Here is a 20,301-nt window from a genome sequence, read left to right as displayed (position 1 = left end):
AAGGCAGAATGCCATGAAGGTCGACGGCAAGCATTTCCGCAGCATCTGGCGCGAGCGCGACGGCTGGTCGGTCGGCGCGATCGATCAGCGCCGGTTGCCGCATGAATTCGTCATTGCGCGGCTGACCTCGTGTGAAGATGCGGCCGTTGCCATCAGCGACATGCTGGTGCGCGGCGCGCCGCTGATCGGCGCCACCGCCGCTTACGGCATGGCGCTCGCGATGCGCGAGGACGCCTCCGACGCCGGGCTGAAGCGCGCCTATGACACGCTGGTCGTGGCGCGCCCGACCGCGATCAACCTGAAATGGGCGCTGGACGAGATGCGCTACGTGCTCGCGCCGATCGACCCGGTGGAACGGGCGGAAGCGGCCTATGCGCGCGCCGACGAGATCGTCGAGCAGGACGTCGAGATCAACCGCGGCATTGCCGGCAACGGCCTTGAGCTGATCGAGGCGATCGCGGCGAAGAAGCCGGGCGAAGTGGTCAACGTGCTGACTCATTGCAACGCCGGCTGGCTTGCCACCGTCGACTGGGGCACGGCGACGGCGCCGATCTATCTCGCGCATGAGCGCGGCATCAAGGTCCATGTCTGGGTCGACGAGACCCGGCCACGGAATCAGGGCGCTTCGCTCACGGCCTGGGAGCTCGGCCATCACGGCGTGCCGCATACGGTAATCCCGGACAATACCGGCGGGCACCTGATGCAGCACGGCATGGTCGATCTCGCCATCGTCGGCACCGACCGCGTCGCCGCCAATGGCGACGTATGCAACAAGATCGGCACCTACCTGAAGGCGCTCGCCGCGCATGACAATGGCGTGCCGTTCTACGTCGCGCTGCCGTCTCCCACGATCGATTTCGCCGTCCATGACGGCATCCGCGACATCCCGATCGAGCAGCGCAGCGGCGTGGAGGTCACCGACATGACTGGACGTACCGCCGACGGCCGGCTTGAGACGGTGCGGATCGTGCCGGAGGGATCGCCGGTCGCGAACTACGCCTTCGACGTGACCCCGGCGCGGCTCGTCACCGGTCTCATCACGGAGCGCGGTGTGCTCAAGCCGGATCGTGCCGCGCTGGCAACTGCGTTCCCGGAGCGCATCGCCACCGCGGCGAAGTAGTCGGTTCACCAGGCGAGATGGCTCCACGCCGTCATTGCGAGCGTAGCGAAGCAATCCAGAGTCTTTCCGCGGAGGCAGTCTGGATTGCTTCGCTGCGCTCGCATTGACGGAGTATGATGCGCTACCCCAACTTCAGCCCCGTCGCCTTCTCCAGCTCCGCAATCGCCTGCGCGCCGCTCGTCACCTTGATCGTGGTCATGCCCATCTCGCGCGCCGGCTTCAGATTGACGCCGAGATCGTCGAGATAGACGCAATTGTTCGGATCGACCTTCAGCGTCTCGACCATCATCTGGTAGATGCGCGGATCCGGCTTGCGCAGACCGATCTTGGCGGACTCGATGACATGGTCGAACAGCACCATGACTTCGGCAATGTAAAGCGAACGCCCGGTCATGCTGCCGATCGCGTTGGCCGGCAGATTATTGGTGATGCAACCGGTCTTGAACTGCGCCTTGATGCGCTTCAGGGCCTCGACCATCTCCGGGCGCAGATCGCCCTGCAGCAGCGGCAGCACGTCGCGGCCGCGCACCTCCGCGCCGAGCGCGAGCGATTCGGCGGCGAACAATTGGTCGAAGGTCTCAATGTCCACTTCGGCGCGCTCGAACCTGGCCCAGGCGTTTTCCAGATGATTGGCGGCGTTGGTGCGCCGGATGATATCGGCGGGCAGGCCGCGCTCGGTCTCGAACCGCGTGAACGCCTCGAAGGGCGAACTCGTCAGCACGCCGCCAAAATCAAAGATCACCGCCTCGATCGCCACTATCCTGCCCTCGTCAATTGCTTTCCAAGAGGGCTAGCATGCGCTATCGGCAAGAGCCAGTCCGAAGCAATCGCCCGCCTTCACCGATGCCGATGCGTGTTTCCATGAAGAAGCCTGCCGCCTTCATCGCAGCTGCGCTGCTGCTCGCGACGCCCGCTTACGCCATTGTCGGCGGCGGCACGCCGCAGGCCGATGGCGTCGCTCGCGCCGTCGTCACCATCGTCGGCTCGCGCGGCAATTTCTGCACCGGCAGCCTGATTGCGCCACGGGTAATCCTGACAGTCGCGCACTGTGTTCAGCCCGGCGCGGATTACAAGGTCGTCGATCGCGGCGGCGACGGCCAGCCGCAATTGCTGAACGTGCGCACCGTCGCGATCCATCCGAACTTCAACATGCAGGCGATGCAGGCGCATCGCGCCACCGCCGACGTGGCGCTGCTGCAATTGGAAATTCCATTGAAGGGAAAATCCACGGTGACGGTCGGCATGCCCGCGATTCCAATTCAGGTCGGCAGCCGTTTCGTCATCGCCGGCATTGGCGTCACGGTTCGCGGTGACGGCAAGAGCGGCGGTACCACGCGCGTGGCCGGCCTCGTTGCAACCGGACAGCCCGGCACGCTCCAGATTCGCCTGGTCGATCCCGTAACCAACGGTGTTCGCGACGGAATTGGCGCCTGCACCGGCGATTCCGGCGGCCCCGTGTTCGAGGACAGGCCGAACGGTCCCGCGCTCGTCGGCCTCATCAGCTGGTCGACAGGACCGAACGGCGCCGACGGTTGCGGCGGCTTGACCGGCGTGACGCCGCTGACGCTCTATCGCGACTGGATCTTGCAGACCGCGCGGAGCTGGGGTGCGGCACTGTGATTTGACCGCGACTTGATCTATGTCATTTTGAAGCGGAGGCGCGGCGGGTGATCATGCCCGTCGCGGAGGAAACGCGCCGTCTGGTCAAGGACGGCCACAAAGACAAGCAAGGCATAGAAGCAACAATGAATGTCGCTGTTCGCAGTCACGCCACGGCCAAACAGGCTTCTGAACATTTCGACGTGCTGATCGTCGGCGCCGGCATCTCCGGCATCGGTAGCGCCTATCACATCCAGAAGCAGCTTCCGGGCACGAGCTACGTCATCCTGGAGACGCAGGAAACGTTCGGCGGCACCTGGAGCACACATCGCTATCCCGGCATTCGCTCCGACAGTGATCTCCATACCTTCGGCTACAGCTTCAAGCCTTGGGTCGGCCCGCCGATTGCGACCGCCGAGGAGATCCTCACCTATATGAAGGAGGTGATCGACGACAACGATATTGCGCGGCACATCCGCTACAAGCACAAGATCAATTCCGCGAGCTGGTCGAGCGAGCAGAATCTCTGGACCATCGAGGCGGTGACGACCGACACCGGCGAACCCAGGACGTTCACGGCCAACTTCCTCTGGATGTGCCAGGGCTATTATCGCCATTCCGAAGGCTACACGCCGGAATGGAAGGGCATGGATCGCTTCAAGGGCCGCATCGTCCATCCGCAGACATGGCCCGACGATATCGATCTCGCGAACAAGAAGGTGGTGGTGATCGGCTCGGGCGCCACCGCGGCAACGCTGGTGCCGAACATCACCGACAAATGCGCCCATGTCACCATGCTGCAGCGCTCGCCGACCTATTTCCGCCTCGGCCGCAACGCCATCGAGATCGCGGAGGAGCTGCGACGGCTGCAGGTCGACGAAGCCTGGATCCACGAGATCGTGCGGCGCAAGATCCTGTTCGAGCAGGACGCCTTCACCAAGCTTTGCGTGTCCAAGCCCGAGCAAGTGAAGAAGGAGTTGATCGGCCAGATCAGCGCCGTGCTCGGTCCCGACTACGACGTCGAGACCCACTTCACGCCAAAATACCGGCCGTGGCGGCAGCGCATCGCCTTTGTGCCGGATGCCGATTTGTTCAAGGGAATCGCCAGCGGCAAGGCCTCCGTCGTCACCGACGAGATCGAATGCTTCGTCGAGAACGGCACCCTGCTCAAGTCCGGCAAGCTGCTCGAGGCCGATGTCATCGTCACCGCGACCGGCTTCAATCTCGCGGCGCTCGGCGACATCGCCTTCGAGGTCGACGGTAAGCCGCTCGCCTTCGGCGACACCGTCACCTATCGCGGCATGATGTTCACGGGCGTGCCGAACATGGTCTGGGTGTTCGGCTATTTCCGCGCCAGCTGGACGCTGCGCGTCGATCTCGTCGCCGATTTCGTCTGCCGGCTGCTCGGCCACATGAAGGCGAAGGGTGCCAAGAAGGTCGAGGTGAGCTTGCGCCCCGAGGACCACAACATGCCGATCCTGCCCTGGATCGACCCGGAAAACTTCAACCCCGGCTACATGATGCGCAACATGAACCTGTTGCCCAAGCGCGGCGACAAGCCGGAATGGCAGCACAGCCAGGATTACTGGACCGAGAAGGACGAGATCCCGAAGACGGACCTGGACGACAAGGCGTTTGTTTACGGTTGAGATCGTTCGTAGGTGAGGGGCGGCGATGCTCACCCCACACCCCACTGTCGTCCCGGGGCGCGAAGCGAGCCCGGGACCCATACTCCGAGGCGGTGGTTATAGAGCGAGCTGGCTACTCCGAGTCTTCGCCAAACTACTCCCTGTGGCTATGGGTCCCGGATCGGCGCTCCGCTTCGCTGCGCTTGTCCGGGACGACGCTGTTTACTGGGCTGGCGGCGTTCCAACGCATTCACACGCCGCTCACGAATTCCGCCTCGTCGCATTCGCCGCGATCGCCGCTGCGGCGGTCCGGTTCTCGACGCCGAGCTTGGCGTAGATCTGCTCCAGGTGCTTGTCGACGGTGCGCGGGCTGAGGCCCAGAATTTGCGCGATGTCGCGGTTGGTCTTGCCCTTGCTGAGCCAGGCCAGCACCTCGCCCTCGCGCGTGGTGAGGCCGAGCTCGCTGGTGAATTCGGGCGGCAGCGCGGTGCCGGCTTCCTTGGACAGCCGCAGCAAAAATTCGTTCGGCGCGGTCTCGCCCATGTAGTAGAAGCGGAGCTGCGGATTGTCAGGCAGCGACGCGGCCTGGGATTTCGAGCCGCTCTTGATCTTCGCCTGCTCGAGCCATTGCAGCAGTGCCGGCGGCAGCACGAAGTCGTCGGCCTGTGCGCCGTGATGGTCGGACAGCAGCTTCTGCGCCTGCGGCGTCGCCCACAGCAAATTGCCCTGGCGATCGACCGCGAACAGGAAACGGCCGGAGACGTCGAGCGCGGCGCGCGCGCTCTGGGTCAGCCGGGCATTGCCGAGATGGACGCGGATCCGCGCCAGCATCTCCTCGATTACGATCGGCTTGGTCACGTAATCGACGCCGCCGGCTTCCAGTCCACGCACGATGTGCTCGGTCTCGGCGAGGCCCGTCATGAAGATCACCGGGACATTGGCGAGGCCCGCATCGCGCTTGAGCCGGCGACAGGTCTCGAACCCGTCGATCCCCGGCATCACGGCATCGAGCAGGATGATGTCGGGCGTGATCTGGTCGACGATGCGCATTGCCGCGGCGCCGTCGAGCGCCACCATCACCGTCATGCCGGCGCCGTCGAGCGCGTCGGTGAGCAGCCGCAGCGTCTCCGGGGAATCGTCGACAACCAGCGCGACGTCGCGCTTCTTCGGTTCAATGCTCATAAGCATGCAACGTCTTCAATGTGGCCATGTACTGGTCGAGATCGAAGCGGTCGACCAGCAACCGCATCTGCGCGACGAAGTCGGCATGCTCGGGGTGCTCACTGCCGATCTCGTCCAGCTTCAGCTGGATGCCCTTGACGTAGCCGATCTGGCCGAGCCCGATCAGCGCCTCGATATGCCGCAGCGGCGGCTTCGATCCGGTCTCCGGATGCCAGAACGGCACCGCGACGTCTTCCGAGCCGTATTGCCATTCGATCTTGAGGAGCTGGCGAATCGTCGCCAGCAGCCGCGGGATGTCGATCGGCTTCATCAGGTAGCCGTCGTGGAAGGGCTGCGCCAATGGCGCGCCATGGGCCTCGAGCGCGCTTGCCGACACCATCAGGATGCGCGCCTGATGATGGCCGCTGGCGCGCAAGGCCTCGGCGACCGCCCACCCATCCATGGCGGGCATCGAGATGTCGAGCAGGAACAGATCGGGCCGGCAATGCTGCGCCAGTGCGAGGCAGCCGGCGCCGTCGGGCGCGCTCAGCAGGATGAAGCCGAGCGGCGTCAGCACCTCGCGCAGGAGGTCGCGATGCACGGGATCATCGTCGGTGACGAGGATGGTCTTGCGCGCGCCGTGATAGCCGGAGACCGGCGCCTCCACCGGCGCGATGCGCTGGGGATTGGTGACCTCCGAGAGCAGGATCTTGACCTTGAACGTCGAGCCTGTGCCGACCGTGCTCGTGACCTTGATGTCCCCGCCCATCACGCCGGCGAGCAGGCGGCTGATGGTGAGCCCGAGCCCGGTGCCGGTCTGCGGCTGCGAGGCGCCGAGCGCGCCCCGCTCGAAGGGCGCGAAGATGCGTTCGAGATCGCCGCCCTGAATGCCCGGGCCGGTGTCGATCACCTCGAACTCGGCGACGGGGCTGCGATAGTGCACCACGAACTGCACGCTGCCGGACTGGGTGAACTTGATGGCGTTCGAGAGCAGGTTGATCAGCACCTGACGCAGCCGCTTCTCGTCGGCATAGACGACGCGCGGCAGCGTTGCCGGCCGCCTGAACACGAAGTCGATGCCCCTGGCCGCGGCCTGGAGGCGGAACATGCCGACGAGCTGGTCGAGGAATTCGCTCAGGCGCACCTCGTCGCGCGACAAATACAGCCGCCCTGCCTCGATCTTGGAGATGTCCAGGATGCCGTCGATCAGGCCGGAGAGATGGTCGGCGCTGCGGCGGACGACGCGGACCTGGTCGCGCGGCTTGGCGCCAAGGCTCGTATCCTGCTCGAGCAGCTGCGCGTAGCCGCTGATCGCATTGAGCGGCGAGCGCAGCTCGTGGCTCAACCCCACCACATAGCGGCTCTTGGCGAGGTTGGCGGATTCGGCAACTTCCTTGGCACGCTGGAGCTCGGCGTCGGTGCGCTTGTGCGCATCGATCTCCTGGATCAGCAGCGTGGTCTGACGCCGCGTCTCGGCCTCGGCGGCGCGACGGCTCTGCTGCGCCAGCACGAACAGCCACGCCACCACGCCGATGATGATGCTGAGCGAGAAGAACACCTTCCACAGCACGTCGGACACGAGCTCGTTGTCGCCGTGCACGCTCGCCGACGTCTGAAGATAGATCAGTCCCAGCACCAGGGCGATCAGGCCGGCGGAGATCACGAACACGCCGATATAGTGGCCGACTTGCGAGTTGATCCGGGCATAGATCGGTTGCGGCATCAGCCTGCCCAGCGTCTCCGACACCTGCGCCTGGAATCTTGCGTGCGGCTTGCAGAGATCGTGGCAGCGCGCGTCCAGCGAACAGCACAGCGAGCAGATCGGGCCTGCATAAGCGGGGCAGGAGGCCATGTCCTCCGGCTCGAACGAGTGCTCGCAGATGCAGCACTGGATCGCCTCGATGTTCTGCCAGCTCCGCTTCGGCTTGCGCGCGATGTAGTACTTGCCGTCCGTGGCCCAGGCGATCAACGGTGCCGTGAGGAAGGCCGCCGCGAGCGCGATGAAGGCCGACAGCGCCTTCGCGGTCGGCCCGAACAGGCCGTAGAAGGCGCTGATGGAGACGATGGTTGCGATCGTCATCGCTCCCACGCCTACCGGGTTGACGTCGTAGAGATGCGCGCGCTTGAACTCGATCTGCTGCGGCCGCAATCCGAGCGGCTTGTTGATGACGAGGTCGGCGACCAGCGCGCCGACCCAGGCGATCGCGACGTTGGAATAGAGCGCCAGCGTCTGCTCCAGCGCCTTGTAGACGCCGATCTCCATCAGCAGCAGGGCCACGATAACGTTGAAGACCAGCCAGACCACGCGCCCGGGATGGCTGTGGGTCAAACGCGAGAAGAAGTTCGACCAGGCGATCGAGCCGGCATAGGCGTTAGTGACGTTGATCTTGACCTGCGACAGGATCACGAAGGTGCCGGTCAAGGCCAAAGCGAGGTCAGGCTGCGACAGCACGTAGCGGAACGCTTCGAGATACATGTGCGCCGGCTCGGCGGCCTCCTCGGGCGGCACGCCATGGCTGAGTGCAAAGAAGGCGAGGAACGAGCCCGCCAGCAGCTTCAGCGCGCCCAGCACGATCCAGCCCGGCCCGGCGCTCATCAGCGCCATCCACCAGGAGGCCCTGGAGGCGCGGCGATCGCGCGGCAGGAACCGCAGGAAGTCGACCTGCTCGCCGATCTGCGCCACCAGCGAGAACACGACCGAGGCCGCAACGCCAAACAGCAGGAGATCGAAATGTCCGTTGAGGTCGCCGTGCTCGCCGGAGAATTTGTGCCACTCCGCGAAAGAGTGCGGGTTATGCCAGGCGATCGCGGCGAACGGGATGATGTGAAGGATCACCCACAGGGGCTGCGTCCACAATTGGAAGCGGCTGATCAGCGTGATGCCATAGGCCACCAGCGGGATGATGACGACGGCGCTGATGAGATAGCCGACCGGCCGCGGAATCCCGAAGCACATCTCGAGCGCGGAGGCGAGGATCACGGCCTCGATCGCGAAGAAGATGAAAGTGAAGGACGCGTAGATCAGCGAGGTGACGGTCGAGCCGATGTAGCCGAAGCCGGCACCCCGCGTCAGCAGGTCGATGTCGATGCCGCATTTGGCGGCATAGTATGCAATCGGCACCCCGCAGCCGAAGATGATGACGGAGACCACGACGATGGCCGCGGTCGCGTTGGTGACGCCATAGTTCAGCGTGATGGTCCCGCCGATCGCCTCCATCGCCAGGAACGAGATCGCGCCCAGTGCCGTGTTGGCGACGCGGGCGGCGGACCAGCGCCGCGCGCTCTTGGCGGTGAAGCGCAGGGCGTAATCTTCCAGCGTCTGGTTGGCGACCCATTGATTGTACTGGCGCCTGACGCGGTCTATTCGCTGCCGCCCTGCCACTTAACCCCACTCCCGATACGGACCCGGACCCCTCGCAAATTCCGTACCAGAAGCCTACGTCGGCATTTTGCGGTGCAGTATACGCGATCTTGCGTATGCGTGCGCTGCATAAATTCGAGCCATCCTCACGGCACCAATCGCCTGTTCTCGAACAAAAGTGGGGTGCTCATGTCAGACGAAGCAAACAAGGGCCTGTTGTCGCCGCTGCGGCGCAAATTGTTGATGGGGATGGCGGCCGTGCCGGCCATCACGATGCTGCCGCGGGCGTCCTTTGCGCAGGCGCCGGCGACCTCGGCGGTCAATACCACGGGCCTGGCCGTCACCGACACCGAGGTCACGGTCGGCATCCTGCATTCGGCGACCGGCACCATGGCGATCTCCGAAACCGGCTCGATCCAGGCCGAAAAGCTCGCGATCGAGCAGATCAACGCCGCCGGCGGCGTGCTCGGCCGCAAGATCAAGTTCATCCAGGAGGACGGCGCATCGGACTGGCCGACCTTCGCCGAGAAGGCGAAGAAGCTCCTCGTCAACGACAAGGTCGCGGCGATCATGGGCTGCTGGACCTCGGCCTCGCGCAAGGCGGTGCTTCCGGTCGTCGAGCAGTATAACGGCATGCTGTACTACCCGACCTTCTACGAAGGCCTCGAGCAGTCCAAGAACGTGATCTACACCGGCCAGGAAGCGACCCAGCAGATCCTCGCCGGCCTGAACTGGATCGCCAAGGAGAAGGGCGCCAAGTCGTTCTTCTTCATCGGCTCGGACTACATCTGGCCGCGCACCTCCAACAAGATCGCCCGCAAGCACGTCGAAAACGTGCTCAAGGGCAAGGTCGTCGGCGAGGAGTACTACGCGCTCGGCTCGACGCAGTTCAACTCGGTCATCAACAAGATCAAGCTGACCAAGCCGGACGTCATCTTCACCGACGTCGTCGGCGGTTCCAACGTCGCTTTCTACAAGCAGCTCAAGGCGGCCGGCGTCGATCTCGCCAAGCAGCCGCTGCTCACGATCTCGGTGACGGAGGACGAGATCGACGGTATCGGCGGCGAGAACATCGCGGGCGCGTACGCCTGCATGAAGTACTTCCAGTCGCTCGACAATGCGAACAACAAGGCATTCGTCTCCGCGTTCAAGAAGATGTGGGGCGAGAAGACCGTGATCGGAGACGTCACCCAGGCTGCCTATCTCGGCCCCTGGCTGTGGAAGCTGACGGTCGAGAAGGCCGGCTCCTTCGACGTCGACAAGATCGCGGCGGCTTCGCCGGGCGTCGAGTTCAAGGGCGCGCCGGAAGGCTATGTGCGCATCCACGAGAACCATCACCTCTGGTCGAAGACCCGGGTGGGGCGCGCCAAGCTCGATGGCCAGTTCGAGCTGATCTTCGAGACCGCCGACCTCGTCGAGCCGGATCCGTTCCCGAAGGGCTACCAGTAAGTCGCCCGTCGCACTTTCCCTCGAGGCAAAACCGCTCCCTGGCGTGGACCGCAAGTCCATGCCTCAAGCCCCCGCGTCGCGAACCTGCTCGCGACGCGGGACCCTTTCCCGACGGAGGACATGGATGTTCGGCGACTATTCGATTGGCGACCTCGGCTCGATCTTCGTCATGCAGGGGTTTGCCGGACTGATCCTGTTCTCCGTCTATGTCCTGATGGCGCTCGGCCTTGCGATCATCTTCGGCCAGATGGGCGTCATCAACATGGCCCATGGCGAGTTCATGATCCTCGGGGCCTACGTCACCTGGATGACCTCCAATCTCTTTCAGGCCTATTTGCCGAGCCTGTTCAGCGGCTACTTCTTCCTTGCCATGATATTGGCCTTCCTCGCATCCGGCGCGCTGGGCATGCTGGTGGAATGGGTGCTGATCCGGCACCTCTATAAGCGCCCGCTCGATACGCTGCTCGCGACCTGGGGCCTCAGCCTGATGCTGCAGCAGGCCTATCGCTCGGTGTTCGGCGCGCGCGAGGTCGGCGTCGAGCTGCCGCAATGGATGCTGGGCTCGCTGCGCGTCACCGATAGCATCGAGGTGCCGATCAACGGCGTCTTCGTGATGTGCCTCACCGTGCTGATCACCATCTGCGTCGCCTACGTTCTCTACATGTCGCGCTGGGGCCGCCAGGTGCGCGCGGTCGTGCAAAACCGCATCATGGCCGGCGCGGTCGGCATCAACACCGAGAAGGTCGATCGCTACACCTTCGGCCTCGGCTGCGGCATCGCCGGTGTCGCCGGCAGCGCCTTCACCATGATCGGCTCGACCGGGCCGACCTCGGGCCAGCTCTACATCGTGGATACGTTCCTCGTCGTCGTGTTCGGCGGCGCCGCCAGCCTGCTCGGCACCATCGCCTCCGCGTTCTCGATCTCGCAGACGCAATCGACGCTCGAATTCTTCATGTCGGGCTCGATGGCCAAGGTGCTCACGCTGCTCGCCGTCGTCGGCATCCTGATGCTGCGGCCGCAGGGTCTGTTCGCCCTCAAGGTCCGCAAATAACGAGAAGCAGGCAAGTCATGATCATCAACTCACGCTTCTTCAACCGATCCGAACTGATGGGCTTCATTGCGCTCGCCGCCGTGCTGTTCGTGATCCTGCCGCTGACGCTGGATGTATTCCGCCTCAACCTGGTCGCGAAATATCTGACCTACGCCTTTGTCGCGCTCGGCCTCGTGCTGTGCTGGGGCTATGGCGGCATCCTGAGCCTGGGGCAGGGCGTGTTCTTCGGCCTCGGCGGCTATTGCATGGCGATGTTTCTCAAGCTCGAGGCCTCCAGCGTCGAGAACACCAAGATCCAGTCGACGCCCGGCATTCCCGATTTCATGGACTGGAATCAGATCACGGCGCTGCCGTTGTTCTGGCAGCCGTTTCACAGCCTCACCTTCACCATCCTCGCCATCATCCTGGTGCCCGGCCTGTTCGCCCTGATCATCGGCACCGCGATGTTCAAGCGCCGCGTCGGCGGCACCTATTTCGCGATCATCACCCAGGCCGTCGCCGCCATCCTCACCATCCTGATCGTCGGTCAACAGGGCTATACCGGCGGCATCAACGGCATGACCGACCTGCGCACGCTCAAGGGCTGGGACATCCGGCCCGACCACGCCAAGGTCATCCTGTACTTCGTCGAGGTGGTGCTGCTGTTCGCCTGCATCGGCATCGCGCAGTTCATCCGTCTGACCAAGCTCGGCCGCATCCTGGTGGCGATGCGCGAGCAGGAGGACCGCGTCCGCTTCTCCGGCTACAGCGTCGCCAACTTCAAGATCTTCGCCTTCTGCATGGCCGCGATCTTCGCCGCGATCGGCGGCGCCATGTTCGCGCTCAATGTCGGATTCATGTCGCCGTCCTTCGTCGGCATCGTGCCGTCGATCGAGATGGTGATCTACACCGCGGTCGGCGGACGGATGTCGATCTTCGGGGCAATCTGGGGCGCCATCCTGGTGAATTTCGCCAAGACCAGCCTGTCGGAATCTTTCCCGCAACTCTGGCTGTTCGGCCTTGGCGCGCTGTTCATCGCGGTCGTGCTCGCTTTCCCGAACGGCCTGTCCGGGCTCTGGGCCGACTACGTGCAGCCGCGCATCGACCGGCTGTTCGTCTCGCGCAAGGCGAAGGCGGGCTGGAACGACAATTCGGTCGCCGACGGCGCGCCGGCAGAGTGAGGGGGTAGATCATGCTCATTGGACACCAGCCCAAGGACTTCCTGCTCGCGGTCTCCGGCCTCACCGTCTCGTTCGACGGCTTCAAGGCGGTCAACGACCTCTCCTTCTACGTCGAGGAGAACGAGATCCGCGTCATCATCGGTCCCAACGGCGCCGGCAAGACCACGGTGCTCGACCTGATCTGCGGCAAGACCAAGGCGACCTCGGGCTCGATCCAGTTTCGTGGCAAGGAGCTCACGAAGATGAAGGAGAACGAGATCGTGCAGACCGGCGTCGGACGCAAGTTTCAGACGCCGTCGGTGTTCGAGGATCTCACCGTGTTCGAGAATCTCGAGATCTCGTTCCCGCGCGGCCGCACCGTGTTCGGCTCGCTGACTTTTCAGCGCGATCAGCTGGTCAAAGACCGGGTCGAGGAGGTCGCGGAGATGATCTTCCTCAAGGACAAGCTCAACACCTATGCCGACGAGCTCAGCCATGGCCAGAAACAGTGGCTCGAGATCGGCATGCTGCTGATCCAGGATCCCGACCTGTTGATGCTCGACGAGCCCGTCGCCGGCATGAGCGTCTCGGAGCGCGTCAAGACCGCCGAGCTGCTCAACCGCATCATCAAGAACCGTTCGGTGCTGGTGATCGAGCACGACATGAAGTTCGTCGAGGACATCGCGCACAAGGTCACCGTGCTGCACCAGGGCCAGATCCTATCGGAAGGGACGATGGAGAAGGTCAAGAACGATCCCAACGTCGTCGAAGTCTATCTGGGGCACTGAGATGGTGCGTACGGGGCGGACGAGCGCTGCGCACTCCGTTCACCTCTCCCGTAGGGAGAGGTCGAATGGCGCAGCCATTCGGGTGAGGGGTTCCGGTCCCTCGATAGGCTTCTTGCGCCCCCTCACCCGGCGCTACGCGCCGACCTCTCCCCGGTGGGGAGAGGTGAAGCAACAGCGAGCCTAGGAGCGCATCATGCTGGCTATTTCCGATCTCCACGTCGCCTACGGCCAGAGCGAGGTGCTGCACGGGCTCAACGTCAAGGTCGCGGCGAACGAGATCGTCGCGATCATGGGCCGCAACGGCATGGGCAAGACCACGCTGATGAAGTCGCTGATGGGCATCCTGCCGGCTCGAAGCGGCTCGGTGAGCATGGACGGCGCCGAGCTCGGCAACCTCAAGAGCTACGAACGCGTCGCCAAGGGCCTCGCCTACGTGCCGCAGGGCCGCATGATCTTCTCCACCATGACGGTGAAGGAGAACATCGAGACCGGGCTGGTCGTGTCCGGCGGCTCGGAGGTGCCTGACGACATCTACGAATTGTTCCCGGTGCTGCTGGAGATGAAGGGCCGCCGCGGCGGCAATCTCTCGGGCGGGCAACAGCAACAATTGGCGATCGCGCGCGCGCTCGCCACCAAGCCGAAGGTGCTGCTGCTGGACGAGCCGACCGAAGGCATTCAGCCCTCCATCATCAAGGAGATGGCGCGCACCTTGAAGCGCATCCGCGACGAGAAGGGGCTCTCGATCGTCGTCTCCGAGCAGGTCCTGAGCTTCGCGCTCGACATCGCCGACCGCGTGCTGGTGATCGAGAACGGCGAGATCGTGCGCGACGATCCGCGCGATGCCGTCGATGCCGCGCAGGTCTCGAAATATCTGTCCGTCTAACCAACCGTGTAAAAGGGGAGCATCTCGATGCCAGAGACACTGATCAAGGTCGATCTCACCAAATCGGCCTATGAAAATGACATGGTGCATAACCGCTGGCACCCCGACATTCCGATCGTGGCCTGGGTCAATCCCGGCGACGATTTCATCATCGAGACCTATGATTGGACCGGCGGCTTCATCAAGAACAACGATTCCGCCGACGACGTGCGCGACATCGACCTGTCGATCGTGCACTTCCTCTCCGGCCCGATCGGCGTCAAGGGCGCAGAGCCCGGCGACCTCCTCGTCGTCGACCTGCTCGACGTCGGCCCGCTCAAGGAGAGCCTGTGGGGCTTCAACGGCTTCTTCTCCAAGCAGAACGGCGGCGGCTTTCTCACCGACCACTTCCCGCTGGCGCAGAAGTCGATCTGGGACATCAAGGGTCTCTACACCTCGTCGCGTCACGTGCCCGGCGTCAACTTTGCAGGTCTCATCCATCCCGGCCTGATCGGCTGTCTTCCCGATCCCAAGATGCTGGAGACCTGGAACAAGCGCGAGGCCGAGCTGATCTCGACCAACCCGACACGCGTGCCCGGCCTTGCCAATCCGCCGTTCGCGCCGACCGCCCATGGCGGCCGCGCCAAGGGCGATGTGAAAGCCAAGATCGGTGCAGAGGGTGCGCGCACCGTGCCGCCGCGCGAGCATGGCGGCAACTGCGACATCAAGGATCTCTCGCGCGGCTCGAAGATCTACTTCCCGGTCTACGTCCCCGGCGCCGGTCTCTCGATGGGCGACCTGCATTTCAGCCAGGGCGACGGCGAGATCACCTTCTGCGGCGCCATCGAAATGGCCGGCTGGCTGCACCTCAAGGTCGAGGTGATCAAGGACGGCATGTCGAAATACGGCATCAAGAACCCGATCTTCAAGCCGTCGCCGATCACGCCGAACTACAAGGACTATCTGATCTTCGAAGGTATCTCGGTCGACGAGGCCGGCAAGCAGCATTATCTCGACGTCCACATCGCCTATCGTCAGGCCTGCCTCAACGCCATCGAGTATCTCAAGAAGTTCGGCTATTCCGGCGCCCAGGCCTATTCGATCCTCGGCACCGCACCGTGCCAGGGCCACATCTCCGGCGTTGTCGACGTGCCCAACGCCTGCGCCACGCTGTGGCTGCCGACCGAGATCTTCGACTTCGACGTGATGCCGTCGGCGGCCGGACCCATCAAGCACATCACCGGCGATATCCAGATGCCGATCTCGCCGGACAAATGACGCCGCGCCCCTCTCCCCGTTCTTACGGGGAGAGGGTCGGGGTGAGGGGCTGTCGCCACGCGCACGGTGGCAGCGAGTTGTGTGAACAGGCAAGAGCGTAGGTGATGCGATGCCGGTCTACGAATATCTCTGTGACGATTGCGGTCCCTTCAAGGACCTGCGCCCGATGGCCGAATGCGACGATCCGCAAAGCTGTCCGCACTGCGAGACCATGGCGCCCCGCGTCATCCTGACCGCGCCGAACTTCTTCTGCATGCCGGCGGAGAAGCGCAAGGCGCACGCCGTCAACGAGCGCAGCACCCACGCGCCGCAAACGCTGGCGCAATACAAGGCCTCGCACGGCCCGGGCTGCGGCTGCTGCTCCTCGGGCAAGTCCGTGAAGGACAAGAGCCCCGACGGACAGGAAAAAGCCCGCGCGGCTGATGACCAAGACCAAAAGCGGCGCCAAGGGCTTTCCGACCGCGCGGCCCTGGATGATCAGCCACTAACCCACGACCCACACGAACGGAAGACAGGAGCGCTCAACATGCTTCACGGTGACATTTCCAGCAGCAACGACACGGTCGGCGTCGCGGTGGTCAATTACAAGATGCCCCGCCTGCACACCAAGGCTGAGGTGCTCGACAATGCTCGCAAGATCGCCGACATGATCGTCGGCATGAAGCTCGGCCTGCCCGGCATGGATCTCGTGATCTTCCCGGAATATTCCACGCAAGGCATCATGTACGATTCCAAGGAGATGTACGAGACGGCCTCCGTCGTGCCGGGCGAGGAAACCGCGATCTTTGCCGAGGCCTGCCGCAAGGCAAAAGTGTGGGGCGTGTTCTCGCTCACCGGCGAACGCCACGAAGAGCATCCGCACAAGGCGCCCTACAACACCCTGATCCTGATGAACGACAAGGGCGAGATCGTGCAGAAGTACCGCAAGATCATGCCGTGGGTGCCGATCGAAGGCTGGTACCCCGGCAACTGCACCTATGTCTCCGAGGGTCCGAAGGGGCTGAAGGTCAGCCTAATCATCTGCGATGACGGCAATTATCCGGAGATCTGGCGCGACTGCGCCATGAAGGGCGCAGAGCTGATCGTGCGCTGCCAGGGCTACATGTATCCGGCCAAGGAGCAGCAGGTCATGATCTCCAAGGCGATGGCCTGGGCCAACAACGTCTATGTCGCGGTCGCCAATGCCGCCGGCTTCGACGGCGTCTACTCTTACTTCGGTCACTCCGCGATCATCGGCTTCGACGGCCGCACCCTCGGCGAATGCGGCGAGGAGGATTACGGCATCCAGTACGCCCAGCTGTCGAAGCATCTGATCCGCGATGCGCGCCGCAACGGCCAATCGCAGAACCATCTCTACAAGCTGGTCCATCGCGGCTACACCGGCATGATCAATTCCGGCGACAGCCCGCGCGGCGTCGCGGCGTGCCCGTATGATTTCTACAAGAACTGGATCAAAGACCCCGAAGGCACCCGCGACATGGTCGAGGCGATGACCCGCGCGACGCCGGGCACCGATGAGTGTCCGATCGAGGGCATTCCGAATGGATCGGCGGCCAGCAATTATTGAGCTTCTTGCGATCCCCCTCGATATACAGAACGGGAATTCTGCCCTGAAACCGTGGCTCGGCTGCAACATGACTGCCGGATTCTGCCTTGGTTAGGGGCAAACGGGCGAATTCCGGCCTTGCCGTAGTTCTACGGGACCCTCTCATCGCCTAAGTTCCCCCGCGGAACCGGCTGGGAGCGTGGCGTGAGCGGTGAGGGGCAATCGAGGCGGCGGGATCGGCAGTGCGTTGCCGCTTTATCCGTCAGCATGGTCGCGCTCGCTTTGGGGCTCACCTTGCTGGGGTCGCCGGCCCACGCGGCCTGCACACCGGATCCAGCCACGAGCGGCCAGACTGTCACCTGTACGGGTACCGACACCGACGGCTTTCAGGCCGGGGCCGGGGTCGACGGCCTCAATGTCAACGTGCTCTCGGGCGCGACCGTGAACGACAACGGCACGCTCTCGATCGGCGTCAACAATTCCAGCACCGTCACCAACAACGGGACAGTGTCGGCAGGTTCGGGCCGCACCGGCATCGCCGTTGGAAATTCCAGCACCGTGATCAACAACAGCACCATCACGGTGCTCGACAACGGCCTCGGCATCCAGGCGATCAATCAAAACGTCATCACCAATGCCGGCACCATCACGACGGGGGACAACGGTGCCGCGATCTCGGTCGGCGACAACAACACCATCTCTAACAGCGGTGCACTGTCGGTTGGCGCGTCGGGCGTGGGTGTCTTCTCCGGCCAGAACAACACGATCACCAACGTCGTGACGGGCACGATCACCGGCGGCGACGGTGCCAGCGGCATTTTTGCGTTTGGTGCCACGACCATCACCAATGCCGGCGCAATCACGGTCGGAAGCTCCGCCGGATTCTCCGGCGGCATTCTGGCGATCAGCAACAACAACACGGTCACCAACACCGCCACCGGCACCATCACGGTCGGGCAGTTTGCGGCCGGCATGTTCCTGCAAGGCAACGTCCAGACCGTCAGCAATTTTGGCTCAATCACGGCCGGCGATGTCGGCGTCGGCATCGCCGTGCAGGGCGATGATGCCAAGGTCACCAACGGCGGTGCGATCACGGTGGGGGATACCGCATCGGCCGGCATTTCTGTGCAGGGTGACCGGGCCATCATAAGCCAGAGCGGCACGATCAGTGTCGGCCTGGGCGGCGTGGGCGTCGCCTATTCTGGTTCGTCGGCCACGATCACAAACAGCGGACGAATTACGGGCGGCGATTTCGCCGAAGGCATTTTTGTTGACGGTGACTCCAATGTCATCACCAACCGCGGCACCATCACCGTCGGCGCTGCCGGCGTCGGCATCGACGTCAGCTCTTTCAGCACGACCAACCAGATCGTCAATACCGGCACGATCAATGTCGGGGCCGGCGGCATCGGCATCAGCGTCAGTGGCGGCGGCAGCGTTTTCAACTCGGGGACCATCAACGCCGGGACGGGTTTGGCCGCGATCGAGTTCTGCATCTGTGGCCCGAACACGCTGACGCTCGGCCCCGGCAGCGTCATCAACGGCCAGGTGCTGGCGACCGGAACCGATACGTTCCAGCTCGGCGGCACCGGCAAGGACACGTTTAATCTCGACCTGATCGGCACCGGCCTGCAGTACGACGGCTTTGCAACCTTCAACAAGATCGACAGCTCGACCTGGACCGTAACAGGCACCGGCAATCAGGACTGGAACGTGCTCGGCGGCACGCTGATGCTTGCCGGCACCATCAACGGCACCGTGAGCATCGCCACCGGCGGCACGTTCGGCGGCGTGGGCTCGGTCGGCGCGATCGCCGTGAGTGGCGGTACGTTTGCGCCGGGCAGCCCGACCGGGACGCTCAACGTGGCCGGCAATCTCTCGTTCACGTCGGCATCGAGCTACATGGTGCAGGTCTCGGGTGCCAACAACGGGCTCGCCGTCGTGGCCGGCACGGCGACGCTTGGCGGGGCGACGGTCGTCGTCGTTCCCACCGGCTCGGTCGCGAAGCACTACAGGATCCTCAGCGCCGCGACGCTGCCCGATACGTTCAATCCTGTCGTCGCCGGCCTGTCGTCCAACCTGCACCCGACGCTCAGCTACGATCCCAACAACGTCTACCTCGACCTCGCGTTGGGCTACGGCAGCGGGCTCAACATCAATCAGCAGAACGTCGCCAACGTGTTGACCAACTATTTCAGCAGTACTGGCAGCCTGCCCGTGGCGCTCGCAAATCTTTCACCGGCGGGCCTGACCCAGGCCTCCGGCGAGTCGGCGACGGCATCGCAGCAGACGACCTTTGAGGCGATGAACCTGTTCATCAATCTGCTGACCGACGTGTTCGGCTCGGCGCGCAGTGGCACGCCCGGCGCGACACCCTATGCCGATGACGCAAGCGCGAGTGCCTATGCCGCAACCCGTACGACCGCGCGCGACGCGTTCGCCGCGATCGACCGCAAGGCGCCGGCTGCGACGTTCGAGCAGCGTTGGGATGTGTGGGCGGCCGGCTATGGCGGCTCGCAGACCACCAACGGCAACGTCGGCCTCGGCTCGAACAACACCACCAGCAACGTCTATGGCACCGCCGTGGGCCTCGACTACCGCTTCTCGCCGTCGACGATTGCGGGCTTCGCCCTCGCAGGCGGCGGGACTGGATTCAACGTCAGCGGGCTCGGTTGGGGGCGCTCCGATCTGTTCCAGGCCGGCGCCTTCGTGCGTCATACGGTCGGACCGGCCTACGTCACGGCGGCGTTCGCCTATGGCTGGCAGGACGTTACGACCAACCGCGTCGTGACGGCCGCCGGCTATGACCAGTTGCGGGCGCAGTTCAACGCCAACGCCGTCTCGGGCCGCATCGAGGGCGGCTATCGCTACGCCATGCAATGGGCCGGCGTCACGCCCTACGCCGCGCTCCAGGCCACCTTGTTCAGCCTTCCCGCCTATGCCGAGTCGGCGGTGGTGGGCAGCGACGTCTTCGCGCTCAACTATGCCGCCAAGGACGTCACCAGCACCCGCTCCGAGCTCGGCCTGCGCGCCGACCGGTCCTTTGCCGCGGCCGGCGGCCTGATGACCCTGCGCGGCCGCCTCGCCTGGGCGCACGATTACAATCCGGACCATACGGTCGGTGCGGTGTTCCAGACGCTGCCGGGATCGGCCTTCGTCGTGAACGGCGCCGCGCAGGCGCGCGACTCGGCGCTGACCACGGCATCGGTGCAGATGAACTGGATGAACGGCTGGTCCGCGTCGGCGACATTCGAGGGCGAGTTCTCGAACCTCACGCGGTCCTACGCCGGCAAGGGTCTCGTGCGCTACGCGTGGTAAG

General features: G+C 64.1%; 14 protein-coding genes and 1 pseudogene. 12 read left to right on the top strand and 3 right to left on the bottom strand.

The features are described from left to right. Positions 1-13 precede the first annotated feature (13 nt). On the top strand, positions 14-1,120 hold the full coding sequence (gene mtnA, locus AB7M16_RS17625) for an S-methyl-5-thioribose-1-phosphate isomerase (RefSeq protein WP_453944654.1): 1,107 nt from the start codon (positions 14-16) through the stop codon (positions 1,118-1,120). Positions 1,121-1,241: 121 nt separating this feature from the next. On the opposite strand, the gene AB7M16_RS17620 is transcribed toward mtnA, so the two are convergent. Beyond that, positions 1,242-1,877: an HAD-IA family hydrolase gene (locus tag AB7M16_RS17620; protein WP_172788878.1), complete on the bottom strand. Its 636-nt coding sequence runs from the start codon at positions 1,875-1,877 to the stop codon at positions 1,242-1,244. A 104-nt stretch (positions 1,878-1,981) separates the two neighbouring features. Here AB7M16_RS17620 and AB7M16_RS17615 point away from each other — a divergent pair, with 104 nt between their 5' ends. Continuing rightward, a complete protein-coding gene (locus AB7M16_RS17615) occupies positions 1,982-2,740 on the top strand; it encodes a S1 family peptidase (protein ID WP_453944653.1) in 759 nt (252 codons plus the stop codon). Positions 2,741-2,865: 125 nt separating this feature from the next. Next, the gene (locus AB7M16_RS17610) at positions 2,866-4,368 is read left to right on the top strand and encodes a flavin-containing monooxygenase (RefSeq protein ID WP_453944652.1); all 1,503 of its coding nucleotides are present in this window, start codon (positions 2,866-2,868) and stop codon (positions 4,366-4,368) included. A gap of 240 nt (positions 4,369-4,608) precedes the next feature. Here AB7M16_RS17610 and AB7M16_RS17605 read toward each other — a convergent pair whose 3' ends face one another. Then, positions 4,609-5,535 (bottom strand): response regulator, encoded by a 927-nt coding sequence (locus AB7M16_RS17605; protein WP_453944651.1) that lies wholly within the window; start codon positions 5,533-5,535, stop codon positions 4,609-4,611. Next, positions 5,519-8,890 (bottom strand): hybrid sensor histidine kinase/response regulator, encoded by a 3,372-nt coding sequence (locus AB7M16_RS17600; RefSeq protein WP_453944650.1) that lies wholly within the window; start codon positions 8,888-8,890, stop codon positions 5,519-5,521. Before AB7M16_RS17600 ends, AB7M16_RS17605 begins: the two co-directional genes overlap by 17 nt. Positions 8,891-9,058: 168 nt before the next feature. Here AB7M16_RS17600 and urtA point away from each other — a divergent pair, with 168 nt between their 5' ends. The 9 genes and pseudogenes from urtA to AB7M16_RS17555 all read left to right on the top strand — a co-directional run bounded on the left by urtA (position 9,059) and on the right by AB7M16_RS17555 (position 20,300). Then, on the top strand, positions 9,059-10,318 hold the full coding sequence (gene urtA, locus AB7M16_RS17595) for an urea ABC transporter substrate-binding protein (protein WP_172788873.1): 1,260 nt from the start codon (positions 9,059-9,061) through the stop codon (positions 10,316-10,318). A 124-nt stretch (positions 10,319-10,442) separates the two neighbouring features. Then, positions 10,443-11,369 carry an urea ABC transporter permease subunit UrtB gene (urtB, locus tag AB7M16_RS17590; protein WP_172788872.1) on the top strand — a complete coding sequence of 309 codons (927 nt, stop codon included), beginning with the start codon at positions 10,443-10,445 and terminating at the stop codon, positions 11,367-11,369. 17 nt (positions 11,370-11,386) lie between these two features. Then, positions 11,387-12,529, top strand: a complete 1,143-nt coding sequence (gene urtC, locus AB7M16_RS17585; RefSeq protein WP_453944649.1) for an urea ABC transporter permease subunit UrtC — start codon at positions 11,387-11,389, stop codon at positions 12,527-12,529. Positions 12,530-12,540: 11 nt separating this feature from the next. After that, on the top strand, positions 12,541-13,296 hold the full coding sequence (gene urtD, locus AB7M16_RS17580; RefSeq protein WP_453944648.1) for an urea ABC transporter ATP-binding protein UrtD: 756 nt from the start codon (positions 12,541-12,543) through the stop codon (positions 13,294-13,296). Between the two features lie 193 nt (positions 13,297-13,489). Further along, entirely contained in the window at positions 13,490-14,179 is a 690-nt protein-coding gene (gene urtE / locus AB7M16_RS17575; RefSeq protein WP_172788869.1) for an urea ABC transporter ATP-binding subunit UrtE, read from the top strand. Positions 14,180-14,206: 27 nt separating this feature from the next. After that, on the top strand, positions 14,207-15,436 hold the full coding sequence (gene fmdA / locus AB7M16_RS17570) for a formamidase (RefSeq protein WP_157285379.1): 1,230 nt from the start codon (positions 14,207-14,209) through the stop codon (positions 15,434-15,436). Positions 15,437-15,545: 109 nt separating this feature from the next. Further along, positions 15,546-15,924 (top strand): annotated as a pseudogene (locus tag AB7M16_RS17565) (FmdB family zinc ribbon protein). Between the two features lie 38 nt (positions 15,925-15,962). Continuing rightward, positions 15,963-17,003, top strand: coding sequence for an aliphatic amidase (locus AB7M16_RS17560; protein ID WP_453944647.1), 1,041 nt, complete (start codon positions 15,963-15,965; stop codon positions 17,001-17,003). Positions 17,004-17,186: 183 nt separating this feature from the next. Further along, on the top strand, positions 17,187-20,300 hold the full coding sequence (locus AB7M16_RS17555) for an autotransporter outer membrane beta-barrel domain-containing protein (protein WP_453944646.1): 3,114 nt from the start codon (positions 17,187-17,189) through the stop codon (positions 20,298-20,300). The last annotated feature ends 1 nt before the right edge of the window (position 20,301 follow it).

It is taken from the genome of Bradyrhizobium sp. USDA 372, assembly GCF_053629095.1.
The sequence above is the reverse complement of the archived record's forward strand: the minus strand, read 5'-3'. Positions and strand labels throughout refer to the sequence as shown.